The 21,710-nt window shown below is 61.7% G+C and carries 21 protein-coding genes; 15 read left to right on the top strand and 6 right to left on the bottom strand.

Going from position 1 to position 21,710, the window contains the following annotated elements; all coding sequences use genetic code 11:
* The first annotated feature begins 51 nt into the window (after positions 1–51).
* Together BM269_RS16235 and BM269_RS16230 are read left to right on the top strand one after the other, a co-directional pair.
* Positions 52–2,250, top strand: a complete 2,199-nt coding sequence (locus BM269_RS16235; protein WP_090438834.1) for a LamG-like jellyroll fold domain-containing protein — start codon at positions 52–54, stop codon at positions 2,248–2,250.
* A gap of 10 nt (positions 2,251–2,260) precedes the next feature.
* A complete protein-coding gene (locus BM269_RS16230; RefSeq protein WP_090438830.1) occupies positions 2,261–2,998 on the top strand; it encodes a metallophosphoesterase family protein in 738 nt (245 codons plus the stop codon).
* Here the strand turns inward: BM269_RS16230 and BM269_RS16225 are convergent.
* The gene (locus BM269_RS16225) at positions 2,995–3,348 is read right to left on the bottom strand and encodes a VOC family protein (RefSeq protein ID WP_090438827.1); all 354 of its coding nucleotides are present in this window, start codon (positions 3,346–3,348) and stop codon (positions 2,995–2,997) included. The two genes, BM269_RS16230 and BM269_RS16225, sit on opposite strands and share 4 nt — an antisense overlap.
* A gap of 62 nt (positions 3,349–3,410) precedes the next feature.
* On the opposite strand from BM269_RS16225, the gene BM269_RS16220 reads away from it, so the two are divergent.
* The 5 genes from BM269_RS16220 to BM269_RS16200 all read left to right on the top strand — a co-directional run bounded on the left by BM269_RS16220 (position 3,411) and on the right by BM269_RS16200 (position 8,499).
* Entirely contained in the window at positions 3,411–4,163 is a 753-nt protein-coding gene (locus BM269_RS16220) for a transporter (protein WP_090438824.1), read from the top strand.
* 8 nt (positions 4,164–4,171) lie between these two features.
* Positions 4,172–5,233: a patatin-like phospholipase family protein gene (locus tag BM269_RS16215; RefSeq protein WP_090439486.1), complete on the top strand. Its 1,062-nt coding sequence runs from the start codon at positions 4,172–4,174 to the stop codon at positions 5,231–5,233.
* Positions 5,234–5,319: 86 nt separating this feature from the next.
* The gene (locus BM269_RS16210) at positions 5,320–6,783 is read left to right on the top strand and encodes a catalase (protein ID WP_090438821.1); all 1,464 of its coding nucleotides are present in this window, start codon (positions 5,320–5,322) and stop codon (positions 6,781–6,783) included.
* A 119-nt stretch (positions 6,784–6,902) separates the two neighbouring features.
* The gene (locus BM269_RS16205) at positions 6,903–8,027 is read left to right on the top strand and encodes a M14 family metallopeptidase (protein WP_090438818.1); all 1,125 of its coding nucleotides are present in this window, start codon (positions 6,903–6,905) and stop codon (positions 8,025–8,027) included.
* A gap of 4 nt (positions 8,028–8,031) precedes the next feature.
* Positions 8,032–8,499 carry a CYTH domain-containing protein gene (locus BM269_RS16200; protein WP_090438815.1) on the top strand — a complete coding sequence of 156 codons (468 nt, stop codon included), beginning with the start codon at positions 8,032–8,034 and terminating at the stop codon, positions 8,497–8,499.
* 44 nt (positions 8,500–8,543) lie between these two features.
* Here BM269_RS16200 and BM269_RS16195 read toward each other — a convergent pair whose 3' ends face one another.
* The 5 genes from BM269_RS16195 to BM269_RS16175 all read right to left on the bottom strand — a co-directional run bounded on the left by BM269_RS16195 (position 8,544) and on the right by BM269_RS16175 (position 15,289).
* A complete protein-coding gene (locus BM269_RS16195) occupies positions 8,544–9,809 on the bottom strand; it encodes a DUF2863 family protein (protein WP_090438812.1) in 1,266 nt (421 codons plus the stop codon).
* Between the two features lie 179 nt (positions 9,810–9,988).
* A complete protein-coding gene (gene acnA, locus BM269_RS16190) occupies positions 9,989–12,697 on the bottom strand; it encodes an aconitate hydratase AcnA (RefSeq protein WP_090438809.1) in 2,709 nt (902 codons plus the stop codon).
* Between the two features lie 16 nt (positions 12,698–12,713).
* Positions 12,714–13,205: a hypothetical protein gene (locus BM269_RS16185; RefSeq protein ID WP_090438806.1), complete on the bottom strand. Its 492-nt coding sequence runs from the start codon at positions 13,203–13,205 to the stop codon at positions 12,714–12,716.
* On the bottom strand, positions 13,205–14,206 hold the full coding sequence (locus BM269_RS16180) for an HpcH/HpaI aldolase/citrate lyase family protein (protein WP_090438803.1): 1,002 nt from the start codon (positions 14,204–14,206) through the stop codon (positions 13,205–13,207). Before BM269_RS16180 ends, BM269_RS16185 begins: the two co-directional genes overlap by 1 nt.
* 93 nt (positions 14,207–14,299) lie before the next feature.
* A complete protein-coding gene (locus tag BM269_RS16175; RefSeq protein WP_090438800.1) occupies positions 14,300–15,289 on the bottom strand; it encodes a malate dehydrogenase in 990 nt (329 codons plus the stop codon).
* A gap of 174 nt (positions 15,290–15,463) precedes the next feature.
* On the opposite strand from BM269_RS16175, the gene BM269_RS16170 reads away from it, so the two are divergent.
* From BM269_RS16170 to BM269_RS29090, 8 genes are all read left to right on the top strand, one after another.
* Positions 15,464–16,240 carry a GntR family transcriptional regulator gene (locus BM269_RS16170; protein WP_090438797.1) on the top strand — a complete coding sequence of 259 codons (777 nt, stop codon included), beginning with the start codon at positions 15,464–15,466 and terminating at the stop codon, positions 16,238–16,240.
* Positions 16,241–16,367: 127 nt separating this feature from the next.
* Positions 16,368–16,790, top strand: coding sequence for a succinate dehydrogenase, cytochrome b556 subunit (sdhC, locus tag BM269_RS16165; RefSeq protein ID WP_090438794.1), 423 nt, complete (start codon positions 16,368–16,370; stop codon positions 16,788–16,790).
* A complete protein-coding gene (gene sdhD / locus BM269_RS16160; protein WP_090438791.1) occupies positions 16,790–17,155 on the top strand; it encodes a succinate dehydrogenase, hydrophobic membrane anchor protein in 366 nt (121 codons plus the stop codon). Before sdhC ends, sdhD begins: the two co-directional genes overlap by 1 nt.
* Before the next feature lie 3 nt (positions 17,156–17,158).
* Positions 17,159–18,937 carry a succinate dehydrogenase flavoprotein subunit gene (sdhA, locus tag BM269_RS16155; protein WP_090438786.1) on the top strand — a complete coding sequence of 593 codons (1,779 nt, stop codon included), beginning with the start codon at positions 17,159–17,161 and terminating at the stop codon, positions 18,935–18,937.
* 16 nt (positions 18,938–18,953) lie between these two features.
* Positions 18,954–19,664 (top strand): succinate dehydrogenase iron-sulfur subunit, encoded by a 711-nt coding sequence (locus BM269_RS16150; protein ID WP_090438782.1) that lies wholly within the window; start codon positions 18,954–18,956, stop codon positions 19,662–19,664.
* A gap of 5 nt (positions 19,665–19,669) precedes the next feature.
* Positions 19,670–19,951, top strand: coding sequence for an FAD assembly factor SdhE (locus BM269_RS16145; RefSeq protein WP_055931468.1), 282 nt, complete (start codon positions 19,670–19,672; stop codon positions 19,949–19,951).
* Positions 19,952–19,995: 44 nt separating this feature from the next.
* Positions 19,996–21,300, top strand: coding sequence for a citrate synthase (gltA, locus tag BM269_RS16140; RefSeq protein WP_090438780.1), 1,305 nt, complete (start codon positions 19,996–19,998; stop codon positions 21,298–21,300).
* A gap of 173 nt (positions 21,301–21,473) precedes the next feature.
* Positions 21,474–21,710: DUF6531 domain-containing protein (locus BM269_RS29090; RefSeq protein WP_211482706.1), on the top strand; the 237-nt coding region annotated here is incomplete at its 3' end.

The following is a 21,710-nucleotide window of genomic DNA, read 5'->3' as shown; positions in this document are numbered from 1 at the left end:
TACCATCGAAGCCGCGCGGCGTCTTGCCCGCGCGTCGTTCGAAAGGTAACCATGTCCAAGCAAGACCAAGCTTTTTCCCTTCCCCGCAGGACCTTTTGCGCCGGCTCGCTCGGCTTGGCAACGCTCGGCCCATTGGCGCTCGGCGGCTGCGGTGGCGGAGGACAGCGCGCAGCAGATGCAACAGGATCCGCCAGCCAGCAAGCTGCACAACCGGCGCCGCCCACTCAAGCGCCGCAGCCGCCGCAAAACGCGCAGGGCCGTCGCTTCAAACATCCTGGCCTGCTGCATACCGAAGAAGATTTTGCCCGCATGCGCAGCAAGGTGGCCGCTGGCGCGCAGCCATGGACGGACGGGTGGAATGCCTTGCTTGGCACCGGCCGCTCGCACCTGAACAACAGCCCGCGCCCCTTGCAGACCGTGATCCGCGGCGGCGCCGACAGCAATTTTGCCCAGCTCTATATCGACGTGGCGCGTGCCTACCAGTTGGCGCTGCGCTGGAAGGTTTCCGGCGACTCAGCCTACGCCAACAAGGCCGTCGAATTCCTGAACGCATGGTCGTCCACGTTGACATCGATTACCGGCAACGCCGACCGGTTCCTGGCTGCCGGGATTTACGGCTTCCAGTTCGCCAACGCCGCGGAAATCATGCGCAGCTATGCGGGCTGGGCCGCCGCCGACCTGCAGCGCTTCCAGTCGATGATGCTGAATGTGTTCTATCCCCTGAGCCACCAGTTCCTGGAACAGCATAATGGTGCCGATATCACCAACTATTGGGCTAACTGGGACCAGTGCAACCTGGCGGCCGTCCTCGCCATCGGCGTACTGTGCGACCGCGAAGACCTGTATAACGAGGCGGTCTCCTATTACCGGACTGGCCGCGGCAATGGCTCGTCGAGCCAGGCCGTGCCTTTCGTCCATTCCGGTTACCTTGGCCAATGGCAGGAGAGCTCGCGTGACCAGGGCCACTGCACCCTCGGCATTGGACTGGCCGGGGTGTTCTGCGAAATGGCATGGAACCAGGGCGATGATTTCTATGGCTACGATAACAACCGCTTCCTGGCTGGCGCCGAGTATGTGGCCAAGTCAAATCTGAGCGACGCGAATGGCAATCCCTATTACACCGCGATGCCCTTCGATACCTACATCAACAAGCAGGGCACTGGCACGGGCATTTCCCCGGCAGGGCTGCCAAGCATTCGCCCGGGGTGGGAAATGATCTATAACCACTACGTGAACCGGCGCGGCCTGGCCGCGCCGTTCTGCGCGCAGATGGCGGCCAAGGTCCGGGCGGAAGGCGATGGCGGCAACGGCGACCAGCTGGGGGGAGGCACCCTCGCATTCAGCCGCGATCCGCTGGCGGCAAGTGTGGCACCGAGCGGCCTGACCGCACGCCTGGTGGGTGGCAAGGTCGAGCTCTCCTGGTGGGGAACGGCAACGGCCACCAGCTACACCGTCCTGCGCTCGACTGTCGCCGGCGGCCCGTATTCCACCGTTGCCAGCGGGATCAGCGGCCTGCTGACATACACCGATAGCGGCATGGCGCCGAATACCTATTACTATGCGGTCACTGCCCAGACAGCGGCCGGTAATAGTTCAGTCTCCGCCGAGGCGCGCGTGGTCACCGGCACCGCGCCCCACACGGTACTGCAGTTCAGCGAAACCCAGGGCACGACAGCATCGGATACCAGCGGCAATGCGCGCCATGCAAGCCTGTTGAATGGCGCGCAATGGACGGCAGGGAAGCAGGGCAATGCCGTCCTGCTCGACGGGGTGGACGATTATGTCGCGTTGCCGGCGAAGCTGATGGATGGCGTGGCCGACTTCACCATTGCGGTCCGGGTGTTCTGGGACGGTGGCCGCAACTGGGCGCGCATTTTCGACTTCGGCTCCGGCACCACGCATTACATGTTCCTGACGCCGCAGGCTGCTGGCGCTGGTCTCCGTTTCTCCATCAGTCTTGCCAATGGCTGGGGCGACCAGTCCCTGTCGTCGGCCCCGCTGCCATCCGGGCAATGGGTGCATGTGGCCGTGACCTTATCGGGCAGCACGGGTACCTTGTACGTGAACGGCAGTGCGGTCGCTACCAACAGCCAGATGACCCATGCACCGTTCCGCATGCGCAGCACGACCCAGAACTGGATAGGACGGTCGCAGTATTCGGCCGACCCTTACTTCAACGGGAAAATCGACGACTTCCGCATCTATAATGGTGCCCTCAGCGCGGCGGAAGTCGCCGCCTTGGCCACCTAGGAGTTAAGCGATGCGCATTGCAGTGATGTCGGATATCCATGGAAACCTGTGGGCCTTGGATGCGGTGCTGGCCGACATCGCACGGCGCAATGTTGATGTGACGGTGAACCTGGGCGATATCCTGTCCGGCCCCTTGCTGCCGGCCGAAACCGCCGAACGCCTGATGGCGCTGGACTTGCCGACCATTCGCGGCAATCACGAGCGCCAGGTGCTGGAACATGACCCTGCACGCATGGGGGCCTCGGACCGTTGGGCGCACGAGCATATCGCGCCCGCCCACCGCGAGTGGATCGCTTCGCTGCCTTCTTCCATGCGCTTGCAGGACGATGTGCTGATGGTGCACGGAACGCCCGGCTCGGACCTGGTGTACTGGATGGAGAGCGTCGATCCTGCAGGGCAGCGTGCCGCCACTTATGCCGAAGTGCTGGAGCGGGCAGGCGTTGCGCCGGCGTCGCTGATCCTGTGCGGCCATACCCATGTGCCGCGCTCGGTGCTGCTGGATGATGGGCGGCTGATCGTGAATCCGGGCAGCGTCGGCTTGCAGGCTTACGACGACGATTTGCCTTACCCGCACAAGGCTGAAAATGGCACGCCGCACGCGCGCTACGCGATTGTCGAACGTACTGCCAGCGCTTGGGCAGTCGAGCAATATGCTGTCGTATACGACTGGCATGCCGCTGCGGAGGTGGCGCAACGCCACGGCCGTCCCGAGTGGGCGTTTGCCCTGCGCACTGGCCGAATGGGCTAGCCGGGCCGGTGGCTGACTTCGATGACGATGCCGCCGGGAGCCTGGCACCAGAAAGCCAGGCAGCCATAACTCACCGCAGGGGCCGGGGGCAGGGGAAGTCCGGCATCGGCCAGGCGCTGGTAGGCGGCGTGCACGGCCGCGTCGGAGGGCTGCAGGAAGCCGATGTGGAATCCTGCCGGGTAGTCAACCTGCTTTGCCTGTTGCAGGACCAGGGCGAAACCGTCGTCGCCGCGCAGGATCGCCATGCCTTGGGCGGGAACATGTACCCGATCAAAACCAAAACCGCGCTGGAAATAGTCGGCTGCCGCCTCCAGGTCCGTGACGGGCAAATCAATATGGTTAAGCTTCATTGTTGATCTTCAGTATTAATGGCATATTTCTATCCTAAGCCGGAAATGCTTTGGAGAGCGAAATGCCGAATCGTGTACTGTGCGCTGTCTTTGCCTTCACCTTGCCTTGGTGTTGCGCGGCGGCGGAGCCCGATAGCTGGATCACCACCGACAGGCCTGATTTCGTGGATGCGCCCGAGGTGGTTGGCAAAGGCCGTATCCAGTTGGAGACCGGCGTCCTGCAATCGAAGCAAGCACGCAGTACGCCCTTGCTGCTGCGCGTTGGCGTAACGGATGACCTGGAAGTGCGCCTGGAATCGGACGGCCGCCTGGCCGACCGCAGCGACCTGGCGCGCCAGCAAGGCTGGGGCGATGCCGCCGTAAGCTTTAAATGGCAGATGCACGAGGGGGCAGGCGGCGCGCCTTCGGTTGGCTTGATCATGCAAGCGGATTTCGCGACGGGATCGCGCGCCTTCAAAGGCAACGGCACCCGGCCGTCGTTCCGTATCCCGATAGAATGGGAGCTGCCGCACGACCTGGAACTGGGCGTCATGCCCGGTTACTACCTCGATCGCGATGAACGCGGGCGCCATGTCTCCACCGGCCAGTTCGGCATCACCCTGGCGAAAAACCTTGGCGAGCGCGCCTACACCTTTGTCGAACTGGCGACGCCCCGCATCTCCCACGCGCGCGATGGCGGCACCATGGCCAGCTTCGACTTCGGCGGCGGCTATTCATTCACGCGCGACCTGCATGTCGACGCCGGCGTCATGCTCGGCCTGAACCATCGCACGCCGGACCTGGCATTCACCGTCGGCCTGTCGGTGCGCCTGTGAAGAAGGGCATGCCGGGACAAGTGGTACTGGTGCTGCAGGGCGGCGGAGCACTGGGCGCCTACCAGCTTGGCGTTTACCAGGCCATGCACGAAGCGGGTGTCGAGCCGGACTGGGTGATCGGGACCTCGATCGGCGCACTGAACGGCGCCATCATCGCCGGCAATCCGCCCGAGCAGCGCTTGCCGCGCCTGCGCGCCTTCTGGGAAGCGATGGAGCGGCACGATATTTTCGGCAGCCTGCCGCCGGCATTCGCCAACGCGCTCACACTGGCACAAGGCATTCCCGCTTTCTTCGACCCGAACCCGCTCGCCTGGTGGAATCCTGCTGCGCCGCTGGGCGTGGAGAATGCCTCGTTTTACCGGACCAATGCGCTGCGCAATACGCTCGAAGGGCTGGTCGACCTGGCCTACCTGAACGAGCGCCACACGCGCCTTACCGTCGGCGCGGTGAATGCGCGCAATGGCGTCATGCGCTATTTCGACTCGCGCATGGAAGCGCTGGAGCTGTCGCATGTGATCGCGTCCGGCGCCATTCCACCGGCCTTTCCGGCGGTGCGTATCGGCAGCGAGCCGTATTGGGACGGCGGCATCTATTCCAACACGCCGATCGAAGCGGTGCTGGATGACGAACCGCGCCGTGACTCGGTGATTTTCTCGGTCCAGGTATGGAACCCGGACGGCAGCGAGCCGCAAAGCGTGCTCGATGTCCTCGAGAAGCACAAGGAAATCCAGTACGCCAGCCGCGCCAGCCATATCGAACAGCAGCGCAAGCTGCACCGCCTGCGGCGCGTGATCCGCGAGCTGGCGATGAAGCTGCCGGAAGGAGTGCGTACCACGCCGGAAGTGCGCGAGCTGGCGCTGTGGGGCTGCGGCACGTCGATGCACGTGGTGCTGCTGAAGGCACCGCACTTGAGTTGCGAAGACCATACCAAGGACATCGACTTCTCGAGCGCCGGCATCAACCAGCGCTGGCAGGCCGGCTACGCGGATGCGCAGCGGGCATTCAAGGCAAGGCCGTGGACCGCGGCAGCGGACACGTTCGAGGGGATTGCTATTCACGAGCAATTTTAACTATCGGTTTCATAGTATTAATCAAATTTATTAATCGTCCGTGTCTCTTTAGAATGATTTCACCGATCACATGAAGGAGCCAGTACATGAGCCAGACCCCCATCACCACCGCATCCGGCATTCCAGTTGTCGATAACCAGAACTCGCTGACTGCCGGCCCGCGTGGCCCTGTCCTGCTGCAGGACTTCCACCTGATTGAAAAGCTCCAGCATTTCAACCGCGAGCGCATCCCTGAGCGTGTCGTGCATGCCAAAGGCTCGGGCGCTTACGGCACCTTCACCGTCACCCATGACATCAGCAAATACACCAAGGCCAAGCTGTTTTCGGCCATCGGCAAGCAGACTGAAACTTTTGTGCGTTTCTCCACCGTCGGCGGCGAGCGTGGCAGTGCGGACACCGAGCGCGATCCGCGCGGATTCGCAGTGCGTTTCTACACCGAAGAAGGCAACTGGGACCTGGTCGGCAACAACACGCCGATGTTCTTCATCAAGGACGGCATCAAGTTCCCCGACTTCATCCACACCCAGAAACGCGACCCGCACACCAACCTGAAATCGCCGACCATGATGTTCGATTTCTGGAGCAAGACGCCGGAGTCGCTACACCAGGTCACCATGCTGTTCAGCGACCGCGGCACGCCGGATGGCTACCGCCACATGGACGGTTTCGGCAGCCATACCTTCAGCCTGGTTAGCGCCGCCGGTGAGCGCGTGTACGTGAAGTGGCACCTCAAGACCAGGCAAGGCATCAAGAACCTGGATGCGGCGGAGGCAACGCGCCTGGCCGGCGCGGATCCGGACCATGCGCAACGCGACCTGTTCAACGCCATCGCATCCGGCGATTTCCCGCAGTGGGAGGTGAAGGTCCAGCTAGCGACCGAACAGCAATTGGCGGTGTGGGAAAAGCGTTCCGGCTGGAATCCGTTCGACCTGACCAAGGTGTGGCCGCATGCGGACTTCCCCTTGATGCCTGTCGGCGTGCTGGAGTTGAACCGCAATCCGGTCAATTACCATGCGGAGGTGGAGCAGGCGGCGCTGTCGCCGGCCAATGTGGTGCCGGGCATGGGCTATTCGCCGGACAAGATGCTGCAGGCGCGCTTGTTCGCTTACCACGATGCGCAGTTGTACCGGGTGGGGACCAATCATCAGCACCTGCCGGTCAATGCACCGCGTTGCCCTTTCCATAACCAGCAGCGCGACGGTGCGATGGCGGCCGGCTTCGGCGGTGCGGAGCAGAATTATGCGCCGACCGAGGCGAACGGCAGTAACCCCGAGGGCATGGGGCATGGCGAGCCGGTGCTGGCGCTGGGCGGCGGGGCCGGGCGCTACGATGGGCGCGGCAGGGAAGACGACTACACCCAAGCGGGTAACCTGTTCCGACTGCTGCCGGCGCAGGAGCAGCAAAACCTGTTCGACAATATTGCCGGCCCGTTGAGCCAGGTTAGTGATGAGATTATTCAGCGGCAGCTGGAGCATTTCGACAAGGCGGATGCGGCGTATGGCGCGGGCGTGCGGGCGGCGTTGAAGGCGCGTGGCCGCAACGTCGACTAAAACCGGAAGTGCAGTGTCTGACCCACAGGGTCAGACACTTGGTCCGCTGCCACCGGGTTGCCGGTTTGGATGTGTACAATAGCGGTTCCGATCAACCCAAGCTTCTGAACGGGACCGTAATGACCATCAAAATCAGCCAGAATTTCGACTCTGGCGCCATCGAAGTAGTCCGCGCCGACAACGCCGCGAACATCGAGCTGAAACTCCGCAAGGACAACGCCGCCGACATCCACCAGTGGTTCCACTTCCGCCTGCAGGGCGCGCGTGGCGAAGCGGTGACGATGAAGTTCCTGAACGCAGGCGACGCGACCTACGCCAAAGGCTTCGAAGACTACAACGCTGCTGCCAGCTACGATGGCGAGAACTGGTTCCGCGTCCCGACCTCGTTCGATGGCCAGGTAATGACGATCAAGCACACGCCGCATAACGACAGCGTGTACTACGCCTACTTCGAGCCGTATTCGTGGGAGCGCCACCTGCGCCTGCTGGGCGAAGTGGCCGAGAACCCGATTGCACGCGTGCTGGACATCGGTTCCTCGATTGATGGCCGCGACATGAACCTGGTCGTCATCGGCGAGCCGGAAGCCGAAAAGAAAATCTGGTTCATCGCCCGCCAGCACCCGGGCGAGTCGATGGCCGAATGGTTCACCGAAGGCCTGATCGACTCCCTGCTGGACGACGCCAACCCGATCGCGCGCAAGCTGCTGCAGCGCTGCTGCTTCTATATCGTGCCGAACATGAATCCGGACGGCTCGGCGCGCGGCAACCTGCGTACCAACGCCGCCGGCGCGAACCTGAACCGCGAGTGGATGACGCCTTCGCTGGAGCGCTCCCCTGAAGTACTGTGCGTGAAAGAGAAGATCCACGAGACCGGCGTCGACATGTTCTTCGACATCCACGGCGATGAGGCGCTGCCTTACAACTTCGTGGCAGGCAATGAAATGCTGGAGAACTTCACGCCGGAACAGATGGCGCGCCAGAAGAACTTCATCGACCGCTACAAGAACGCCACGCCGGACTTCCAGGATGCGGTGGGCTACGCGCCTTCCAAGTACAAGGAAGACATGCTGACCTTGGCGTCCAAGTACATCGGCCACCATTTCCAGGTCTTGTCGCTGACGCTGGAAATGCCGTTCAAGGATAACGCGGACCTGCCGGTTCCGGCCGTGGGCTGGAATGGCGCCCGCAGTGCGGCGCTGGGCGCTGCGATCCTGCAGCCTATCCTGCTGTCGCTGGACGAGTAAGCGGATGGGCGTCGAGATCGAACGCAAGTTCCTGGTGAAAGGCGAGGGCTGGCGTACGCAAGGCGTGCCGGTGCTGCTACGCCAGGGCTACCTTTCCTCGCATGTTGAACGCACGGTGCGCGTGCGGATCGAGGGCGGGCGGGCGCTCTTGACCATCAAGAGCAAGAATGTGGGCGCGGCGCGCGGTGAATGGGAATATCCCGTGCCCGTCGCCGACGCCGCTGAATTGCTGGACCGGCTGTGCGAGCGGCCGCTGATCGAGAAGTACCGCCGCCGTATCCCTTACGGCGGTTTTGTCTGGGAAGTGGACGAGTTCCTCGGCGAGAACGCCGGCCTCGTCGTCGCCGAAATCGAATTGCCGGTGGAAGACGCCAGGTTCGACAAGCCGGACTGGGCTGGCGAGGAGGTCTCGCACGATGCGCGTTACCTCAATTCCAACCTGATCAAGCAGCCGTATTCCACTTGGGAGTGAGTGCTCCAAGAAAAAAGCCCGCGTTGATTTGCGGGCTTTTTGCTTTAATGGAAGTGCTCGCTGCCGGTGGCGGCGTCTTCCGGCATTTCAGCGTGGACCAGCTCGCCTGACGGATCGGCGAACAGGGGCGCGCCACAATCGTCGCAGTACTCGGCGACATACTTCTCACCCAGCTTCTTCACCTGCGACACGCCGGCGGCGTTCAGGTGCTCGACGATTTCCTCGACCGGGGTACGCGGTTTGAGCAGTTCGGCCATGCTGCCGGACAGGCCCTCGGCCGGCGTGCCTTCCTCGTCTTCCTGGCCGTACAGTGGCCACACCACGCCGTACATCACGTCGCTGTCGGAGCGGCGGGTGAAGGCAACGCGGTACTCGTCGATCTGGCCGTCCGGTGCGGACTCGTCGCCGAAGCCGGCGATCACCGCACGCAGGTCCGATGGCTCGCAAGCCAGCGAATGCGTCAGGTAATGCACGGCTGCGCGGATCGAGACCGGGCGAATCAGCTTGTCGGCTTCGCGGCAGCCGGTGTAATAGGCTTCCGGCAGCAGCAGCTCGATGCCGCAGCCGGGCAGCAGGCGCGCCACGGTCGGCGTAGCCTGCGTGGTCCAGGCGGCCAGCGCATCGCGGCGCGCTTCGGCTTGCGCGGCGTGGTGGGCCGGCATTTGCCAGCGGAAGATCGGAGCGTTATGCGGGGTCACCACGGCCACCATCAGGTAGCGGGTGTCGGCCAGGAAGGGCGCGGTTTCCACCGCCTTGGTGTCGGATTTGACGGCCTGGCCTTTCAAGGCCGCCTGCGCCAGCTTGTGCACCTTCGAATAGGCTTCAGCGTGGGTGCGCGGCAGATGGTCGATCGAATACAGGGTGGACGACATCGCCATGTGCGTGCCGTCCGCCAGCAGGTGGGCGGAGAAGTGGGCCGACAGCGTGTTCAGGATGTCGGCCGGGATCTGGCCCGAAGCGATCGAGAAGCGCGTCCAGGCCAGCACCGGGGCCGCTACCAGCAGGATGTCGTACTCGCGCGATTCGCCATCGACTTCCACCACGATGGTGTCGGATTCGCTGACCGCTTCCACGCTGTCCATCAGGATGTCATAGGCGGGCAGGTCCAGGCTGAACAGCGAGTTCAGTGCCGTGTCGACAGTATCCTGGTGTCCGGTGCGCAGCAATTTGTGCAGTTGGGCATCCAGCACCCTTTCCCAGTTACGCTCTTCAATGCGGCTGGCGGCCTGGCCCAGGGCTTGGGCGAGGGAGATAAGGCGCTGGCTGTCGGCAGATAATTTATGGGTTGAATCTTTGGATGGGCGACGCATAGCGCTTTTCTTAGTCAAAAGGGAAACCTTGGTACCCTTATTGTAGTGGATTCGGCAAGAGTTGGCGGCAAATGAGCGCAGCAATAAAAAATGGGGTACGTCCCCATTTGTTTGGCAATAAAAAACGCCACCCGAGGGTGGCGTTTTGTTGCTTAAAAAATGGGGTACGTCCCCATTTTTTACGCAGCCAGCAGTTGGCGCAGCACGAATGGCAGGATGCCGCCGTGCTTGTAGTAGTCGACTTCGATCGGGGTGTCGATACGCAGCAGTACTTGCACTTCTTTCTGCGAGCCGTCGGCGCGGTGGATCACCAGGGTGGCTTGCTGTTGCGGCTTGATGTCGCCTTCCAGGCCCTTCAGGTCGTAGGTTTCGCCCTTGCCGGTGATGCCCAGCGATTCAACCGAGTCGTTGCCGATGAATTGCAGCGGCAGCACGCCCATGCCTACCAGGTTGGAACGGTGGATACGCTCGAAGGAGCGGCAGATCACCGCTTTTACGCCCAGCAGCTGGGTGCCCTTGGCCGCCCAGTCACGCGAGGAGCCGGTACCGTATTCTTCGCCGCCGAAGATCATGGTCGGGGTGCCTTCTTCAACGTAGCGCATTGCTGCGTCGTAGATCGACAGCTGTTCGCCCGATGGCTGGTGCAGGGTGATGCCGCCTTCCACCGCGGAACCGTCGGCCTTGGCAGGGATCATCTTGTTCTTGATACGCACGTTGGCGAAGGTGCCGCGCATCATGATCTCGTGGTTGCCGCGGCGCGAGCCGTAGGAGTTGAAGTCGGCCTTCATCACGCCGTTTTCCTTCAGCCACTTGCCTGCCGGGCCGTCTTCCTTGATCGAGCCTGCCGGCGAGATGTGGTCGGTGGTGATGGAGTCGCCGAACACGCCCAGTGCGCGTGCGCCTTTGATGCCGGCTTCCGCTGCCTTAGGCTTCATCTCGAAGCCGTCGAAGAATGGCGGTTCTGCGATGTAGGTCGAATCAGGCCAGTTGTACACTTGGCCTTCGGTCGACGATACGGCTTCCCACAGCTTGCCTGGGTTGCCTTTGACGTCGGCGTAGTTGGACTTGAAGACCTTGGAGTTCATCGCGAACTTCATCAGGGCGGCGATCTCTTTCGAGGTCGGCCAGATGTCGCCCAGGTACACGTCCTTGCCATCCTTGCCCTGGCCGACCGGTTCGGTCATCAGGTCGCGCGTCACGTTGCCGGCGATCGCGTAAGCGACGACCAGCGGTGGCGATGCCAGGAAGTTGGAGCGGATGTTCGGGTGGATACGCGCTTCAAAGTTACGGTTACCGGACAGCACGGCAGCGGCGACGATGTCGTTGCCGGTGATGGTGGCGTTCAGTTCCGGGGTCAGGTCGCCAGCGTTGCCGATGCAGGTGGTGCAGCCGTAAGCTGTCACGCCGAAGCCCAGTTTTTCCAGGTATGGCAGCAGGCCGGCGGCGGTCAGGTACTCGGTCACAACGCGGGAGCCAGGAGCCAGGGACGACTTGATGTGCGGAGCCACGGTCAGGCCGGCTTCCACAGCTTTCTTGGCCAGCAGGCCAGCTGCCAGCAGCACGCTCGGGTTCGAGGTGTTGGTGCAGGAGGTGATAGCGGCGATCAGCACGTCACCGTTCTTGACGTTCACGCCATTGCTGGTGGTGTAGGTCTTGGTCAGTTCGTCGGCCTTCTTGTTGAAGCCGTTCTCGGTGGTTGGCTTGGAGAACAGTTCGGTGAAGGTGGACTTGACGTTGCCGATTTCGATACGGTCTTGCGGACGCTTAGGACCGGCCAGCGAAGGAGCAACGGTGGACAGGTCCAGGTGCAGTTCGCGGGTGAAGTCGATTTCGCCTTTCTTCGGCACGCCGTACATGCCCTGTGCCTTGAAGTAGGACTGGAATGCAGCGATTTCTTCCTTGGTGCGGCCGGTGCCTTCGAAGTATTCGATGGTCGCGTCGTCGACCGGGAAGAAGCCCATGGTCGCGCCGTATTCCGGCGCCATGTTGGCGATGGTTGCGCGGTCGGTCACGGACAGGGACTCGGTGCCTTCGCCGAAGAACTCGACGAACTTGCCCACGACTTTCTCTTTACGCAGCATTTCGGTGATGGTCAGCACCAGGTCGGTCGCGGTGCAGCCTTCGCGCAGCGCGCCGGTCAGGTTGACGCCGATCACGTCCGGGGTCAGGAAGTACACCGGCTGGCCCAGCATGCCGGCTTCCGCCTCGATGCCGCCCACGCCCCAGCCCACCACGCCGATACCGTTGATCATGGTGGTGTGGGAGTCGGTGCCCACCAGCGAGTCAGGGTAGTACACGCCGGCGCCGTTGTGCACGCCGCGCGCCAGGTATTCCAGGTTCACCTGGTGAACGATGCCGAAGCCTGGTGGCACCACGCCGAAGGTGTCGAACGCTTGCATGCCCCACTTCATGAACTGGTAGCGCTCGTTGTTGCGCGAGAATTCCAGCTTCATGTTCAGGTCCAGGGCCTTCGGCTCGCGGAAGTGGTCGATGGTGACCGAGTGGTCGACCACCAGGTCAACCGGCACCAGGGGTTCGATCTTCTTAGGGTTGACGCCCATCTTGGAGGCGACGTTACGCATGGCAGCCAGGTCGGCCAGCAGCGGAACGCCGGTGAAGTCCTGCAGCACAACGCGGGCTACGACGAATGGGATTTCGTCGGTGCGGGCAGCGGTAGCGCCCCAGTTAGCCAACTGCTTGACGTGCTCTTCGGTCACTTTCTTACCGTCGCAGTTACGCAGAACGGATTCCAGTACGACGCGAATCGATACCGGCAGGCGGGAAATCTTGGCGCCCAGTTCCTTTTCCAGGGCTGGCAGGGAGTAGAACTTACCCTTCTTTGCCCCGATCGGGAAATCCTTAAGCGTATTCAGTGTGTTGCGGGACATGTCCTCTCCTTATTGATTAAAGTCCGAGCGCTTGATCAGATGTCTTGCATTCGTTCGCCAGTTGGCGGTTCACCTTGGAATCCAGCAGCATGCCCTTGGCAGGGATGCCGATCCAGATCAGGCCTGCAATCTTGTTCTCGAAGCGTTGCGCACCGGTGGAGGTGGCTTCGCGAGTCAGGCGGTGCAGGCGGTTTTTCCAGCGCATGACGATGCTGTTGCTGTCGTCCGCGTTGCTGTAAATGGTGATCTTGTTGCCCAGTTCGCAGGCGTAGCTGGTGGCCTTGTGTTCAGCCAGGCTCGACTCGGACACGGCGGCCGCGGCGCCGACGGCACCGGCAGCGCCCGCGGCTTTGGCGGCTTTGGCCTTTTTCGAGGCAGGCTTCTTGGCGGTGATGGCCTTGGCTGCCGGCTGGGCGGCAGCTGCGCTCTCAGCGGCGGTGGCGAGGGGGGCGGCGGTGGCTGCGGCGCAAGCCATGGCGCAGGCGGTGATCAGTTTCATAAACGACATTATTGGGTTCCTTTTGATTCGGCCGCCCCGACTAGGGCGGCAACGGAGTCCGGCAGCGGCAGGCCTGCGAGCTTGGCTCGCTGCAGAACCGTCCAATAATAGCGATAGCTCGCGCGGTCATGCAAGCGACCATGCTGGTTAATCGGGCCCCACTGTACCTTCTCTGCCTCATGCAGGATGGTTGCGGCCTCGTTTACCTCGGATGCGCGCGGCGTAAATGCTTTTATGACAGGTTTTATCTGGCTCGGGTGGATGCTCCACATGCGGGTGAAGCCGAATTCCGCGGCTGCGCGCTGGGCATCGGTCGCCACCACGGCGGAGTCCTTGATTTCAGTGGTCACGTTATGCGACGGCACCTTGCCGTGCGCGTGGCAGGCGGCGGCGATCTCCAGCTTGGCGCGCACCACCAGCGGGTGGGTGAACTGGCCCGGCGTGCGCATGGCGCTGCCCGGCACGGCGCCGTAATGGGCCGAGACGAAGTCCATGATGCCGAAGGACAGGCATTCAACCTGGGGCAGGGCGGCGATATCGTGCACGTCGCGCAGCGCGCCGTGGGTTTCGATCAAGACGTGGACTGGAACAGGCGAGCTGCGGCCGGCCTTGGCGGCATGTTTGTTGACCAGCTCGATGGCGTGCGCGACTTCCTGCACGCTTTCCGGCTTGGGGATCACGATGTAGGCCAGCTTGTGGCCGGCTTCGGTGCAGATGATTTCGACGTCGCGCTCGAAGAACGGGCTGTTCACGTCATGCACGCGCGCGCCGATGCGGTTGAATGCGTTGGCTTCGTCCAGCAGCAGCAGGGCGACCAGCTTGGCGTGGGATTCTTCGTTGCCGGCGGCGGCGCCGTCCTCGCAATCGAAGGTGATGTCGAACAGGGGACCAAGCTCTTGTTGCAGGGCCATGGATTTGCGCATCAGCTTTTCGCTGCCGGCGTAGTGGTCGCAGGCAGGGAGCAGCAGCGGCTGGCGTGTGCCCTGGAATAAAACCTCGGATGGATGCATTGGTGCGTTAGATGAAACAGCAGCCGCGCTGCCATCGGCAGCGCGGCGGGTACGGCGGATCGGTGGTTTAACCGGTTCCACTGTAAGAAACGATTATGGCAGCAGGTGCTTCACGCCTTCACGCTCTTCGGTCAGTTCCTTAAGCGTGATGTTGATGCGCTCTTGCGAGAACTCGTCGATCGCCAGGCCTTGCACGATCTTGTATTCGCCGTTTTCGCAGGTCACCGGGAAGCCGAACATGGTGCCTTCAGGGATGCCGTAGGAACCGTCGGATGGGATGCCCATGGTGGTCCACTTGCCGTTGGTGCCCAGCACCCAGTCACGCACGTGGTCGATGGCTGCCGAAGCTGCCGACGCTGCCGAGGACAGGCCGCGTGCTTCGATGATCGCTGCGCCGCGCTTGCCCACGGTTGGCAGGAAGGTGTTGGCGTTCCATTCCTGGTCGTTGATCATGTCCTTGACCGATGCGCCGGCGATGGTGGCGAAGCGGTAGTCGGCGTACATGGTTGGGGAGTGGTTGCCCCATACGCACATCTTCTCGATGTCCTTGACGGCCTTGCCGGTCTTGGTGGCGATCTGGGACAGGGCGCGGTTGTGGTCCAGGCGCAGCATGGCGGTGAAGTTCTTCGCCGGCAGGGATGGCGCGGACTTCATGGCGATGTAGGCGTTGGTGTTGGCCGGGTTGCCGACCACCAGGACTTTGACGTTGCGCGACGCGACGGCGTCCAGCGCCTTGCCTTGCACGGTGAAGATTTGTGCGTTGGCTTCCAGCAGGTCTTTACGCTCCATGCCAGGACCGCGTGGACGGGCGCCAACCAGCAGGGCTACGTCTACATCTTTGAAAGCGGTCATCGGGTCGGCGTGGGCGCTCATGCCGGCAACCAGCGGGAACGCGCAGTCGTCGATTTCCATCATCACGCCTTTCAGCGCTTTCTGGGCCTTCTCGTCAGGGATTTCCAGCAGTTGCAGGATGACTGGCTGGTCTTTGCCCAGCATGTCGCCGTTGGCGATACGGAACAGCAGGGAATAGCCGATCTGGCCGGCGGCGCCGGTAACGGCAACACGCATTGGGGTTTTAGCCATGGTGAATCTCCAAAGTGGACGTGAAAACGGTGTAAGCTCGTAATGATACGACAATTCGGGCGAGTGTAGGCTCCTGTCGACTGCCTGTCAATCCTATCTTATGTCTTATATAAGACATATAAGTTATAGGATTTTTCTGGACGTGAGGGGTTGGATGTGGTGGAATAGCGGGCTATGAATCCCGTCACGCCCAACCAGACCACTTCTGACGCCATTGGCGCGGCCGGCGCTCCGTCCCCCACTTTTTCTCCCCTGTACCAGCAGATCAAAGGCCTGATCACCCAGAGCCTGCAGTCCGGCGAATGGAAGCCGGGCGAGATGATCCCCAGCGAAGTCGAATTGGCCAACCGCTTCAAGGTCAGCCAGGGCACCGTGCGCAAGGCGATCGACGAACTGGCGGCGGAAAACCTGGTCATGCGTCGCCAGGGCAAGGGGACGTTCGTGTCCACCCACCACGAGGCGCGCGCGCATTTTCGCTTCCTGCGCCTGGTGCCGGACGAAGGTGTGCCGCATTACCCGGAATCCCGGTTCATTGAAGTCAAGCGCCTGCGCGCGCCGGCCGAGGTGGCGCGCCTGCTCGACCTGAAGTCGGGCGATGCCGTGGTCTACATCAAGCGCGTGCAAAGTTTCGACAACGTGCCCACCATCGTGGAAGAACTGTGGCTGCCCGGCGTGATCTTCAAGGGCCTGACGGCGGAACGCCTGAATGAGTACAAAGGCCCGATGTACGGCCTGTTCGAATCCGAATTCGGTACCCGCATGATCCGTGCGGAAGAAAAGATCCGCGCCGTGTGCGCCGAGGAGGGCGATGCCGCGCTGCTGAAAGTTGCGGCCGGCACGCCGCTGCTATGCGCCGAGCGCGTTTCCTTCACTTACGGCGATAAACCGGTCGAATTGCGCCGCGGCCTGTACCTGACGGAGCGCCATCATTATCAAAATGATCTCAGTTAGGGTGCGCTGCAATAATATTTTGGTGATATGTAACAATACATATTGGTCGTAACAGCAAAAATCGGCGAAAATCGTAGCTTCGCCAAGTTTGGCAAATCATTAGTAATAAAGCATAGGGAGGTTGTATATGACTGAAGCCGTGCGGGAAACCCCAAAAAAAGAGCGGCCAGAATTCCGTAACATCCACGTTACGGATCTGATGAACTACCGACTGCCACTGGCTGGCATCGTCTCCATCTTGCACCGCATCAGCGGCGCCCTGATGTTCCTGCTGTTGCCGTTCGTGCTGTACCTGCTGCAGGAATCGCTGCGCTCCGAGTCGACCTTCGGCAATTTCATGCTCATCGCCTCCCACCCGTTCGCCAAGCTGGTCATGCTGGCCCTGATCTGGGGCTATACCCAGCACTTCTGCGCCGGCGTGCGCCACCTGGTCATGGACACCCACGTTGGCCTGGATAAGGATTCGGCCCGCAAGTCCGCTACCGCCGTGATCGTGATCACCGTTGTCGTCACCGCGCTGGTCGCACTGAAACTGTTTGGAGTGTTCTAATGGCTAACAATAACATCGGCCCAAAACGCCTGGTTGTCGGCGCCCACTACGGCGTCAAGGATTGGCTGGTCCAGCGTGTGACCGCCGTGCTGATGGTGGTCTACACCGCCGTCCTGTTCTTCCTCATCTTCACTTCGTCGAATCCATCGTACGAAGGCTGGGCGGGCCTGTTCGCGCAGCAGTGGTTCAAGCTGTTCAGCGCGGTGACCCTGCTGGCCCTGTTCTACCACGCCTGGGTCGGCATCCGTGACATCTGGATGGACTACATCAAGCCGGTCGGCCTGCGCCTGTTCCTGCAAATCGCTACCATTGGCTGGCTGATCGCCTGCGCCGCCTGGTCGCTGCAAATTCTGTGGAGTGTGTAAATCGTGGCAGCTATCAAATCTGCAATCCCTACCCGCCGCTTTGACGCGGTGATCGTTGGCGCCGGCGGTTCCGGCATGCGCGCCTCCCTGCAACTGGCGGAAGCCGGCCTGAACGTGGCCGTGCTGTCCAAGGTGTTCCCGACCCGCTCCCACACCGTGGCAGCGCAGGGCGGCATCGGCGCCTCGCTGGGCAATATGTCGGAAGACAACTGGTACTGGCACATGTTCGACACCGTCAAGGGTGGCGACTACCTCGGCGACCAGGATGCCATCGAATTCATGTGCCGCGAAGCACCGAAAGTCGTCTACGAGCTGGAACACTTCGGCATGCCGTTCGACCGTAACCCGGACGGCACCATCTACCAGCGTCCGTTCGGCGGCCACACCGCCAACCTGGGCGAGAAGCCGGTGCAGCGCGCTTGCGCCGCGGCGGACCGTACCGGCCACGCACTGCTGCACACCCTGTACCAGCGCAACGTGCGCGCCCGCACCCACTTCTTCGTTGAGTGGATGGCCCTGGACCTGGTGCGCGATGCCGACGGCGACGTGGTTGGCGTGGTGGCCCTGGAAATGGAAACCGGCGAATGCATGATCCTGGAAGCCAAGACCACCATCTTCGCAACCGGCGGCGCGGGCCGCATCTTCGCCGCATCGACCAACGCCTTCATCAACACCGGTGACGGCATGGGCATGGCGGCACGTGCCGGCCTGCCGCTGCAGGACATGGAATTCTGGCAGTTCCACCCGACCGGCGTGTCCGGCGCGGGCGTGCTGATCACCGAAGGCGTGCGCGGCGAAGGCGGCATCCTGATCAACTCGAACGGCGAACGCTTCATGGAGCGCTACGCTCCGACCCTGAAAGACCTGGCGCCGCGCGACTTCGTGTCGCGCTCGATGGACCAGGAGATCAAGGAAGGCCGCGGCTGCGGTCCCAACAAAGACCACGTTCTGCTGGACCTGCGCCACATCGGCTCCGAGACCATCCAGAAGCGCCTGCCTTCCATCCTGGAGATCGGCCACAAGTTCGCCAACGTCGACGCGACCAAGGAACCGATCCCGGTGGTCCCGACCATCCACTACCAGATGGGCGGCATCCCGACCAATATCCACGGCCAGGTTGTAGTACCTGCCGGCGACGGCAGCCAGAAAGTGGTGAACGGCCTGTACGCAATCGGCGAATGCGCCTGCGTCTCCGTACACGGCGCCAACCGCCTGGGCACCAACTCCCTGCTGGACCTGGTGGTGTTCGGCCGCGCAGCCGGCAACCACGTGGTCGCGCAGAACCTGAAGCAGAAGGAAAACAAGCCGCTGCCGAAGGACGCCGCCGACTTCGCCATGAACCGCCTGAACCACTTGGAAACCTCCACCGGTGGCGAGCGCGTGCAAGACGTTGCCAACGACATCCGCGCCGCCATGCAGAAGTACTGCGGCGTGTTCCGTACCGACGAAATGCTGGCCAAGGGCGTGGAAGAGATCCTGAAGCTGGACGAACGCCGCAAGCACGTGTCGTACAACGACAAGTCCAAGGTATTCAACACCGCCCGCGTGGAAGCGCTGGAACTGGACAACCTGATCGAAACTGCGAAAGCGACCATCGTCTCGGCCAACGCGCGTAAGGAATCCCGCGGCGCCCACGCCCAGGACGATCACCCGAACCGCAACGACGAAGAATGGATGAAGCACACGCTGTGGTTCTCGGAAGGCAACCGCCTGGAATACAAGGCTGTCGTCACCAAACCGCTGACGGTTGATACCTTCAAACCGAAACCACGCACTTTCTAAGCAAGGGCCTCACAACATGGCACGCACTCTCAAATTCAAGATTTACCGTTACGATCCTGACAAGGACGCCAAGCCGTACATGCAAGACCTGACGGTCGAGCTGAAAGATACCGACAAGATGCTGCTCGACGCACTGCAGCGAATCAAGTCCGACGTTGACGACTCGCTGTCGCTGCGCCGCTCCTGCCGCGAAGGCGTGTGCGGTTCCGACGCGATGAACATCAACGGCAAGAACGGCCTGGCCTGCACCACCAACCTGAACGAGCTGAGCGAGCCGATCGTGCTGCGTCCGCTGCCAGGCCTGCCGGTGGTGCGCGACCTGATCGTCGACATGACCCAGTTCTTCAAGCAATACCACTCGATCAAGCCGTTCCTGATCAACGACTCGATCCCACCAGAGAAAGAGCGCCTGCAGTCGCCTGCGGAACGCGAAGAACTGGACGGCCTGTACGAGTGCATCTTGTGCGCCTGCTGCTCGACTTCCTGCCCATCGTTCTGGTGGAACCCGGACAAGTTCGTCGGCCCGGCCGGCCTGCTGCAAGCCTACCGCTTCATCGCCGACTCGCGCGACGAAGCCACCGGCCAACGCCTGGATAACCTGGAAGACCCGTACCGACTGTTCCGTTGCCACTCGATCATGAACTGCGTCGACGTGTGCCCGAAAGGCCTGAACCCTAACAAGGCGATCGGCAAGATCAAGGAACTGATGGTACGTCGCGCCATTTAATAAACATGGCCGAACTCGAAAAACGAGCGCATCAGGCCGATCCGACCAACCGTGCGCGCCTACGCTGGCGCGCACGACGGGGCCTGCTGGAAAACGACCTTATCCTGACTCGTTTCCTCGATGCGCACGAAGCAGGATTGACCGACGAGGAAGTGGACGCGTTCACGCGGCTCCTCGATTTGTCGGACAATGCACTGATGGATCTGGTCTTGGCCCGTAAGGAGCCGGAAGGCGAAATAGACCTGCCGCATGTACATGCGTTACTGGCACGCCTGCGCCAAGCCTGAGTTAAGTTTTTTTATTTGCTGCATCTCTCCCAAAGGAAGAGTCCATGAACATCTCTGATACCAAAGCAACGCTATCGTTCTCCGACGGCAGCCCATCGGTCGAAATGCCGATCTACAAGGGCACCGTGGGCCCGGACGTCATCGACATCCGCAAGCTGTACGGCACCACCGGCAAATTCACCTACGACCCAGGCTTCATGTCGACCGCGTCGTGCAACTCCTCCATCACCTACATCGACGGTGACAAGGGCGAGCTGCAATACCGCGGCTACCCGATCGAGCAACTGGCCGTGAACGCCGACTTCATGGAATCGTGCTACCTGCTGCTGAACGGCGACCTGCCGAACGCAGTGCAGAAGAAGCAGTTCGTCGACACGGTGACCAAGCACACCATGGTGCACGAACAGATGCAATTCTTCTTCCGCGGCTTCCGTCGCGACGCGCACCCGATGTCGGTACTGGTTGGTACCGTCGGCGCGCTGGCATCGTTCTACCACGACTCGCTGGACATCAACGATGCCAAGCAGCGTGAAATTTCGGCTATCCGCCTGATCGCCAAGCTGCCGACCCTGGTCGCCATGGCGTACAAGTACTCGATCGGCCAGCCGTTCGTGTACCCACGCAACGACCTGTCGTACTCCGCCAACTTCATGCGCATGATGTTCGGCAACCCATGCGAAGAGTACAAGGTCAATGAAGTGCTGGTACGCGCCCTGGACCGCATCCTGATCCTGCACGCAGACCACGAGCAGAACGCTTCGACCTCGACCGTCCGCCTGGCCGGTTCCTCGGGCGCCAACCCGTTCGCCTGTATCGCTGCCGGTATCGCCTGCCTGTGGGGTCCTGCCCACGGCGGCGCCAACGAAGCTGCACTGAACATGCTGAAGGAAATCGGCACCGTCGACAACATCCCGGCGTTCATCGCCCAGGTGAAGGATAAGAACTCCGGCGTCAAGCTGATGGGCTTCGGTCACCGCGTGTACAAGAACTTCGACCCGCGTGCGAAGCTGATGCGCGAAACCTGCCACGAGGTGCTGAACGAACTGGGCCTGCAAGACGACCCACTGTTCAAGCTGGCCATGGAACTGGAAAAGATTGCGCTGAACGACGAATACTTCGTGTCGCGCAAGCTGTACCCGAACGTGGACTTCTACTCCGGCATCGTGCAATCGGCCCTGGGCATCCCAGTGTCCCTGTTCACCGGTATCTTCGCCATGGCCCGTACCATCGGCTGGATCGCCCAGTGGAACGAAATGATCGCCGACCCGGAGCAGAAGATCGGCCGCCCACGCCAGCTGTTCGTCGGCTCGGCAGTGCGCGACGTGCCTCCGCTGAAAGACCGCAAGTAATCCTTGCGGCCTTCCTGGCAATAAGAAAGCGAGCTTCGGCTCGCTTTTTTTATGCCCACGAGCCAGGAATCTTATCAATTCCCTAAACTTTTTTTGAATGCCATGGATATATTGCTTGAGGCCATGTGAAATGCTGCCTCAATAATTGTAAATTGATCAATATAAGGTAAGCCATGGTAGCGATTATCAGCGGTAACGGTCTCGGTCTGAATCTGGTGTCGGCATCAACCCTGGGTGGTGGAGTTGCTGGAAATGCCACGTTGGGCAGCAGCGGCGAAAAGGCCTATGTCAATACCGCCACCGGTAACCTGGTCTTGCAAGACCGCGACGACCTGCTGGCCGGCCAGGGTTTCGATATCGCCACCGTGCGCACCTACAACAGCCAGGGCACGCTGGATGCCGCCAACGGC

This window comes from Duganella sp. CF458, assembly GCF_900113115.1.
Classification (GTDB): Bacteria; Pseudomonadota; Gammaproteobacteria; order Burkholderiales; family Burkholderiaceae_D; genus Rugamonas.
This window is presented reverse-complemented; position numbering and strand designations above follow the sequence as displayed.

Excerpts from the sequence above, each read along its gene's own strand:
- BM269_RS16235 (WP_090438834.1), top strand. The coding sequence starts at position 52 with ATGTCCAAGCAAGACCAAGCTTTTTCCCTTCCCCGCAGGACCTTTTGC.
- BM269_RS16230 (WP_090438830.1), top strand. The coding sequence starts at position 2,261 with ATGCGCATTGCAGTGATGTCGGATATCCATGGAAACCTGTGGGCCTTG.
- BM269_RS16225 (WP_090438827.1), bottom strand. The coding sequence starts at position 3,348 with ATGAAGCTTAACCATATTGATTTGCCCGTCACGGACCTGGAGGCGGCA.
- BM269_RS16220 (WP_090438824.1), top strand. The coding sequence starts at position 3,411 with ATGCCGAATCGTGTACTGTGCGCTGTCTTTGCCTTCACCTTGCCTTGG.
- BM269_RS16215 (WP_090439486.1), top strand. The coding sequence starts at position 4,172 with ATGCCGGGACAAGTGGTACTGGTGCTGCAGGGCGGCGGAGCACTGGGC.
- BM269_RS16210 (WP_090438821.1), top strand. The coding sequence starts at position 5,320 with ATGAGCCAGACCCCCATCACCACCGCATCCGGCATTCCAGTTGTCGAT.
- BM269_RS16205 (WP_090438818.1), top strand. The coding sequence starts at position 6,903 with ATGACCATCAAAATCAGCCAGAATTTCGACTCTGGCGCCATCGAAGTA.
- BM269_RS16200 (WP_090438815.1), top strand. The coding sequence starts at position 8,032 with ATGGGCGTCGAGATCGAACGCAAGTTCCTGGTGAAAGGCGAGGGCTGG.
- BM269_RS16195 (WP_090438812.1), bottom strand. The coding sequence starts at position 9,809 with ATGCGTCGCCCATCCAAAGATTCAACCCATAAATTATCTGCCGACAGC.
- acnA (WP_090438809.1), bottom strand. The coding sequence starts at position 12,697 with ATGTCCCGCAACACACTGAATACGCTTAAGGATTTCCCGATCGGGGCA.
- BM269_RS16185 (WP_090438806.1), bottom strand. The coding sequence starts at position 13,205 with ATGTCGTTTATGAAACTGATCACCGCCTGCGCCATGGCTTGCGCCGCA.
- BM269_RS16180 (WP_090438803.1), bottom strand. The coding sequence starts at position 14,206 with ATGCATCCATCCGAGGTTTTATTCCAGGGCACACGCCAGCCGCTGCTG.
- BM269_RS16175 (WP_090438800.1), bottom strand. The coding sequence starts at position 15,289 with ATGGCTAAAACCCCAATGCGTGTTGCCGTTACCGGCGCCGCCGGCCAG.
- BM269_RS16170 (WP_090438797.1), top strand. The coding sequence starts at position 15,464 with ATGAATCCCGTCACGCCCAACCAGACCACTTCTGACGCCATTGGCGCG.
- sdhC (WP_090438794.1), top strand. The coding sequence starts at position 16,368 with ATGACTGAAGCCGTGCGGGAAACCCCAAAAAAAGAGCGGCCAGAATTC.
- sdhD (WP_090438791.1), top strand. The coding sequence starts at position 16,790 with ATGGCTAACAATAACATCGGCCCAAAACGCCTGGTTGTCGGCGCCCAC.
- BM269_RS16150 (WP_090438782.1), top strand. The coding sequence starts at position 18,954 with ATGGCACGCACTCTCAAATTCAAGATTTACCGTTACGATCCTGACAAG.
- BM269_RS16145 (WP_055931468.1), top strand. The coding sequence starts at position 19,670 with ATGGCCGAACTCGAAAAACGAGCGCATCAGGCCGATCCGACCAACCGT.
- gltA (WP_090438780.1), top strand. The coding sequence starts at position 19,996 with ATGAACATCTCTGATACCAAAGCAACGCTATCGTTCTCCGACGGCAGC.